Here is a 4,657-nt window from a genome sequence, read left to right as displayed (position 1 = left end):
ATCGGATATACAGGAGTTATTGGAACACTATGGGCATCAGATTTTATGGTTACCGCCTTATAGCCCTGATTTGAATTTTATTGAAAAGACTTGGGCATGGATTAAGAAAAAGAGAAAAGAATGGCAAGAGGATTGTATTGATCGACTCTTTCAGATGTTTTTTCATTTCTGTATGAGTAATTAGATTGTTTGACTATATCTTTGCACACACCACCAGTCGGATTGATGTAGAACTTGGCGCAAGATTATTTAGACATTTACTCAGCTTACCCATCAGTTATTTTGAAACACGACGAGTAGGCGATACTGTTGCTCGTGTACGTGAACTAGAACAAATTCGTAACTTTTTAACAGGCCAAGCACTCACCTCAGTTTTAGACTTTTGCTTTTCATTCATTTTCTTAGCCGTGATGTGGTATTACAGCGGTTGGCTCACACTGATTGTATTGGCATCTTTACCTTTATACGCCCTGTGGTCTGCCAGTATCAGTCCAATTTTACGGACTCGGCTCAATGAAAAGTTTGCTAAAAATGCAGACAGTCAGTCTTTTCTTGTGGAATCAGTCAGTACCATCAGTACGATTAAATCTATGGCTGTTGAACCGCAGATGACACGCAGATGGGATCAACAACTTGCCGCATATGTTGCTGCAGGGTTTCGTGTGACACGTTTAGCTACAATTGGACAGCAAGGTATACAACTGATTCAAAAGCTCGTGACTGTGGCAACCTTGTGGTTTGGTGCAAAACTGGTGATTTCAGGTGATTTAACCGTAGGGCAACTCATTGCATTTAACATGCTTGCAGGGCAAGTGGCAGCACCTGTGATTCGTTTAGCTCAACTGTGGCAAGACTTTCAACAAGTGGGGATTTCTGTTGCACGTTTAGGCGACATTTTAAATACACCGACTGAAAATCCAACCAGCCGTATGGCTTTACCTGAAATCAAAGGGCACATTCAATTTGACCGAATTTCTTTTCGTTATCGCCCAGATGCACCAGAAGTATTAAGAGAGTTTTCTTTAGACATTCGTGCCGGTGAAGTCTTAGGTCTGGTTGGGCGATCAGGTTCAGGAAAAAGTACCATTACTCGTTTAGTGCAACGACTTTATGTTCCAGAACGAGGACGTGTCCTGATCGATGGCAATGACTTGGCTTTGGCAGACCCTTCTTGGTTACGTCGTCAAATAGGCGTTGTACTACAAGAAAATATTTTAATGAACTGTAGTATTCGAGAGAACATCGCATTAAGTGATCCGGGTATGCCATTAGAGCGTGTGATTCGAGCAGCACAGCTTGCAGGTGCTCATGAGTTTATTTCAGAACTGACTGAAGGCTATGACACTGTGGTTGGCGAGCAGGGTTCAGGATTGTCAGGTGGACAACGCCAGCGAATAGCGATTGCTAGAGCATTGGTAGTCAACCCTCGGATTCTAATTTTAGATGAAGCAACCAGTGCGCTCGATTATGAATCTGAACATGCCATTATGAAAAATATGCGTGCCATTTGCCAAGGCCGCACGGTGATTATTATTGCTCATCGTTTATCGACTGTCCGTGGTTGTCATCGCATTGTCGCCATGGATAAAGGCCAAATTGTTGAGCAAGGCTCACACGCAGAATTACTCCAAAAACAAGGGTATTACAAATACCTATTTGATCTACAGTCATCTTAGGTATGCGTTATGTATAAACAAGCTTTTCAAGATTTTATTCAAAGATATGTCAAAATATGGAAACAAGTATGGGCAATTCGAGACCAACTTGACCCACCAAAGCGTGATAAAGACGAGCGTGAATTTTTACCTGCGCATTTAGAGTTGACCGAAACCCCATTGTCTGCAGCTCCCAAAGTTGCTGCACGTTTAATCATGATATTTGCACTTTTAACCCTGTGTTGGTCTCTTATTGGTAAATTTGATATTGTTGCGACAGCACAAGGAAAAACCAGTCTAGGCGGGCGAAGTAAAACTATACAATCACTAGAAACAGCGGTAGTTGATAAAATCAATGTCCATGATGGGCAAATGGTTAAAAAAGGTGATGTTTTACTGCAACTTTCAGGTATCGGTTCTGAAACGGATTATCACCGTGCATCTGACGCATTAAAAGCAACGTACATGACCAAATGGCGTGCAGAATCACTATTACAATCACTTGAACAACGACGTTATATTTCGTTAGAGAAACTCATTGCACCGACAAAAAATGATTCTACTGAGATTATTCAGCAGATCATTGCTTCGATTTCTACAGAAGAAAAAATACAAGCAGAACACCTTGTTGCAAACCAATACCAGACATGGATGACGAAAAATCAGCAACTCATGTCTATCAAAGCACAACATGCTTCTGAACTGGCTTCGACTCAAGCACAAATTCAGAAATTGATTGCAGTAACTGACATTGAAAAGCAACGTACATCAGACTATCAAGAATTGGTTTCACAAAACTTTTTAGCAAAACATAATTTGTTAGAGCAGCAAAGCAAATATATTCAATCTAAAAATGATTTATTAAGTCAACGACAAAATGCACAGCAAGCACAACATGCCATTCAACAGGCAGAAGATGAGCTCGTACTTAATACCCAAAACTTGAAAAGAGACGCTTTCGATCAACTTAGGCAGGCCAATGAGCAAATTCCACAGCTCACATCAGAGTTACTCAAGAGCCAACAACGTCAACAATTGATGAAAATCACAGCACCAGTGGATGGCACAGTACAGCAACTTGCAACGCATACTTTAGGCGGTGTAGTTACAGCCGCCCAACCACTCATGACCATTGTGCCAAAAGATCGAATAGAAGTTGAAGCCATTGTACCGAACAAAGATATTGGCTTTGTACATGAAGGGCAAGATGTTGTGGTGAAAGTCGAGTCATTTCCATATACCCGTTATGGGTATTTAACAGGAAAAGTAAAAAGCGTGAGTTTTGACTCCATTGAAAACAAAGATTTAGGTTTGGTTTACAGTGCGATTATTACCCTTGATCAGGACAGTTTAAATATTGATGGCAAAATGATTCGGGTAGATGCGGGAATGAATGTTTCTGCCGAAATTAAAACCGGTAAACGACGTGTCATTTCATATCTGTTAAGCCCATTACAAACCAAAGTTGATGAAAGTATGAGAGAGCGATAATGATAAAGATTCGATCTTACTGCACTCATATACTATGCATTGGCTTTATGACCATGACCAGCCAAATAAGCCATGCATTAAGTTTAAAAGAAGCGATGCAAGCGGCACAAAGTCATGCCACTGTGCTTGAAAAAAGTCGCTATGAGCGTATGGCAACGCTAGAGCAAAAGCCACTTGCACAAGCTGTGTTGTTACCGCAAATTGGTGTCAGTGGTGCATACCAAGTTCAAAAACAGATTCAGCCAAGACCTTCACAACAAAATACTCAAAGCTTTAGACTAAGTGCCACACAAACCATTTTTAATTTAAGCCAGTGGTACAAATTTAAAAACACCGATGTCGTTATACAGCTTGCCAATCAACAACTCGATTTAACGGAACAACAGTTATTATTAAAAGTCTCCGAAGCCTATTTTAATGTACTGATTGCACAAGAATCACTTTTAAGTAACCAAAAAGCACAAGCATCCTTTGCTGCACAGCAAAAACAAGCACAAGTGCAATTTGAAAAAGGGGTCGTATCGATTATTGATGTTCAAGAAGCTCAAGCAGGTTATGAGTCAGCATTTGCAGATGAATTAGACATACAAGCGCAATTACAACAAGCTTTAGCTCAACTTGAGATTTATGTTGGACGTTCAATTGCACTCAATGAAATAAAGAATGCCCAAATAAATATGCTTCACTTTCCAGAAGCAGCATTATCGATATGGCAAAATCAAGCCACTGCAAAAAACTTAGAAATACAGATGCAAGTGCAACTGATTAATAAAGCAGAGCAAGAATTAAAAATTGCCAAAGCCAACTATTACCCTACCGTTGAGCTGTCATCGGGCTATACCTACAATCCAAGTAATACAGGTATTTACCAATCTGAAGATACACGCACTGCTTATGTTGGGGTTGGGGTGAATTTGCCTCTTTTTACCGGTGGACAAACCAAAGTACAAGTCAGACAAGCACAAGCCAATATTCATGTAGCACAAAGTGATTTAAGTCTAACCCAAGAAAAAATACGTTTAAGTGTAATTGAGAATCACAGCAAAGTTCAAACAGGGCAACAACGTATACATGCCTTAGAAACATTAGTACGTACCAACGAAACTAAAGTTGCTTCAAGTACATTGGGGCAACGCTATGGCCTCATGAGCAATGTTGAACGTATTCGTGCTGAAAAAGAGTTGTATGAAGCACGCTTAAAACTGACTCAAGCGAAATATCAGTTTTTACAAGCGCAGATCAATTTACTGCAAATTACGGGAGGCTTTAGTTTAAGAGTGTTTGATTTATTTTATTAATTTTTAAAAGAGTATTTTTATTTAAATGTCAGCTGATAGGAAATAAAACATGGTGTCTACATTAAAAAAGACCGTACTGTTATGTTTGTCGCTTTTGACCATGGCATGTCATCAAAAAGAGTCTGCAGCAAATAGTCCACAAGTTGAAAAAGACCCCTACGGTCAACCTTATTATATAGGCAACCTCGATGGCATAAAAATGAAACTTGGAAA

At 39.8% G+C, this 4,657-nt stretch carries 4 protein-coding genes; all 4 read left to right on the top strand.

All coding sequences use genetic code 11. The features are described 5' to 3' along the window. Positions 1-184, top strand: a 184-nt coding sequence (locus tag I2F17_RS12715; RefSeq protein WP_211139098.1) for a transposase, incomplete at its 5' end; no start/stop codon positions are given. Position 185: 1 nt separating this feature from the next. Next, positions 186-1,676 carry a type I secretion system permease/ATPase gene (locus I2F17_RS12335; RefSeq protein ID WP_213014495.1) on the top strand — a complete coding sequence of 497 codons (1,491 nt, stop codon included), beginning with the start codon at positions 186-188 and terminating at the stop codon, positions 1,674-1,676. A gap of 9 nt (positions 1,677-1,685) precedes the next feature. Beyond that, entirely contained in the window at positions 1,686-3,146 is a 1,461-nt protein-coding gene (locus I2F17_RS12330) for an HlyD family type I secretion periplasmic adaptor subunit (RefSeq protein WP_211140144.1), read from the top strand. Positions 3,147-3,199: 53 nt separating this feature from the next. Beyond that, on the top strand, positions 3,200-4,444 hold the full coding sequence (locus I2F17_RS12325) for a TolC family protein (RefSeq protein ID WP_211140143.1): 1,245 nt from the start codon (positions 3,200-3,202) through the stop codon (positions 4,442-4,444). Positions 4,445-4,657: the final 213 nt, after the last annotated feature.

Origin of the sequence: Acinetobacter baretiae, from assembly GCF_015627105.1 — a bacterium.
GTDB classification, from domain to species: Bacteria; Pseudomonadota; Gammaproteobacteria; order Pseudomonadales; family Moraxellaceae; genus Acinetobacter; species Acinetobacter baretiae.
This window is presented reverse-complemented; position numbering and strand designations above follow the sequence as displayed.

What these genes read in the sequence shown, in the direction of transcription:
- I2F17_RS12330 (WP_211140144.1), top strand. Translation starts at nt 1,686, where the DNA reads ATGTATAAACAAGCTTTTCAAGATTTTATTCAAAGATATGTCAAAATA.
- I2F17_RS12325 (WP_211140143.1), top strand. Translation starts at nt 3,200, where the DNA reads ATGACCAGCCAAATAAGCCATGCATTAAGTTTAAAAGAAGCGATGCAA.